At 75.6% G+C, this 1,598-nt stretch carries 2 protein-coding genes; both read left to right on the forward strand.

What is annotated here, in order from left to right; translation table 11 throughout:
* Positions 1–290: YkoF family thiamine/hydroxymethylpyrimidine-binding protein (locus HGA02_RS18775; protein ID WP_246248090.1), on the forward strand; the 290-nt coding region annotated here is incomplete at its 5' end.
* On the forward strand, positions 287–1,598 hold a 1,312-nt coding region (locus HGA02_RS18780), incomplete at its 3' end, for an ECF transporter S component (RefSeq protein ID WP_168680849.1). The genes HGA02_RS18775 and HGA02_RS18780, both read left to right, overlap by 4 nt.

Here is a 1,598-nt window from a genome sequence, read left to right on the forward strand (position 1 = left end):
ACTGGGCGCTCTACCCGCTCGACGACGGCACGCCCGGGCACCCCGGCGACCACATGCGGGCGATCGAGCAGGCGATCGCGGTCGCACGCGCCCGAGCGACCGTGTCCGCGTCGCACTTCGTCACCCGGCTCGACGGGGACCTCGCCGACGTGCTCGGGGCCGTCGCGGACGCGTGGCTCGCCGCCGCCCGGCACGTGCGGCACGTCGTCGCGCACGTCACGATCACGCTGCACTCGCCGTCGTGGGCGGGCGGGTCGACGGACGCCGACGCGGCGGGATCCGACCGATGAGCGCCGCACGCGCACGCGTCACGCTCGCGGAGCTCGTCCTGCTCGCGGTCCTCGCCGTCGTCTTCGGGTTCCTCTACTGGGCGCTCGTGCAGGCGTGGGGCGCGCTCCAGCTCGCGATGGGGCCGTTCGGCGACCTCGCCCAGCACGTGCTGATCGGCGGCTGGATGGTCGCGGCCCCGCTCGCGATCTACGTGGTGCGCAAGCCGGGGGTCGGGATCGTCGTCGAGCTCGTCGCGGCGTTCGTCGAGGTCGCGTTCCTCGCGTCCCCCGTCGGACCGACGCTGCTCGTCGTCGGGCTCGTGCAGGGCGCGGGTGCCGAGGCGGCCTTCGCGCTCACGCGGTACCGCCGCTACGGGTGGGGTGTCTTCGCGCTGTCCGGGGTGCTCGCGGGGCTCGCGAGCACCGCGCTCGGCGTCGTCAGGTTCGGGTGGCTCGGGCAGGACTGGTTCGCGTGGCGGCTCGGGCTGCAGGTCGTGAGCGGGCTCGCGCAGCTCGACGTGCCGCTCCCGGCGGGCACCTACCCCGGCATCACGGCCGCCTACTCGGGTGACGGCGTCCACGGCGGTGCCACGTCGGGTGCGCAGACGCTCGTCGTCGCCGAGCACGTGGCGCCCCGTCCCGTCGTGACCGTCGACGTGCCGACCACGGCCGTCGCCGGTCCCGTCACGGCCACCGTCACCGTCGTGGGGCGGCACAGCGAGGCCGTCACGCCCGAGGGCGACGTCCAGCTCATCGTGCTCGACGCCGACGAGCACTACCTGCTGCACGTGAACGCGACGCTCGTCGACGGGAGCGTCGAGGTCACGACGCCCGCGCTCGCCGCCGGCTCCTACACGGTCCTCGCGCACTACTCGGGCTCGAGCACGCAGGGCGTGTACGCGCAGGCCGACTCGACGGAGCACGCGCTCACCGTCACGGCTCCCGTCGTCACGCCCGACCCGCAGCCGTCCACGCCGGCGCCCGTCGTCCCGACGCCCGCACCGGTCCCGGCGCTCGCCGGCTCGACCTCGTCGACGACCCCCGGCGGGTCCGTCACGCTCGTGGCGCGCGGCTTCCTGCCCGGCGAGACGGTGCAGTTCCACCTGCACTCCGACCCCGTGCTGCTCGGCACGGCCGTCGCCGACGCCTCCGGGGTCGCGACCCTGGTCACGACGGTCCCCACCGGCACGGCCGCGGGGCTGCACCACGTCGTCGCGACCGGCACGACGTCGCAGCGCACCGCGCAGATCGAGCTGACGGTCGCGGCCGCCGGCACGTCGTCGGGGACGCGGCTCGCTGCGACGGGCACCGACCCGGCGGGTCTGCTCG

It is taken from the genome of Cellulomonas septica, from assembly GCF_012396155.1.
GTDB classification, from domain to species: domain Bacteria; phylum Actinomycetota; class Actinomycetes; order Actinomycetales; family Cellulomonadaceae; genus Cellulomonas; species Cellulomonas septica.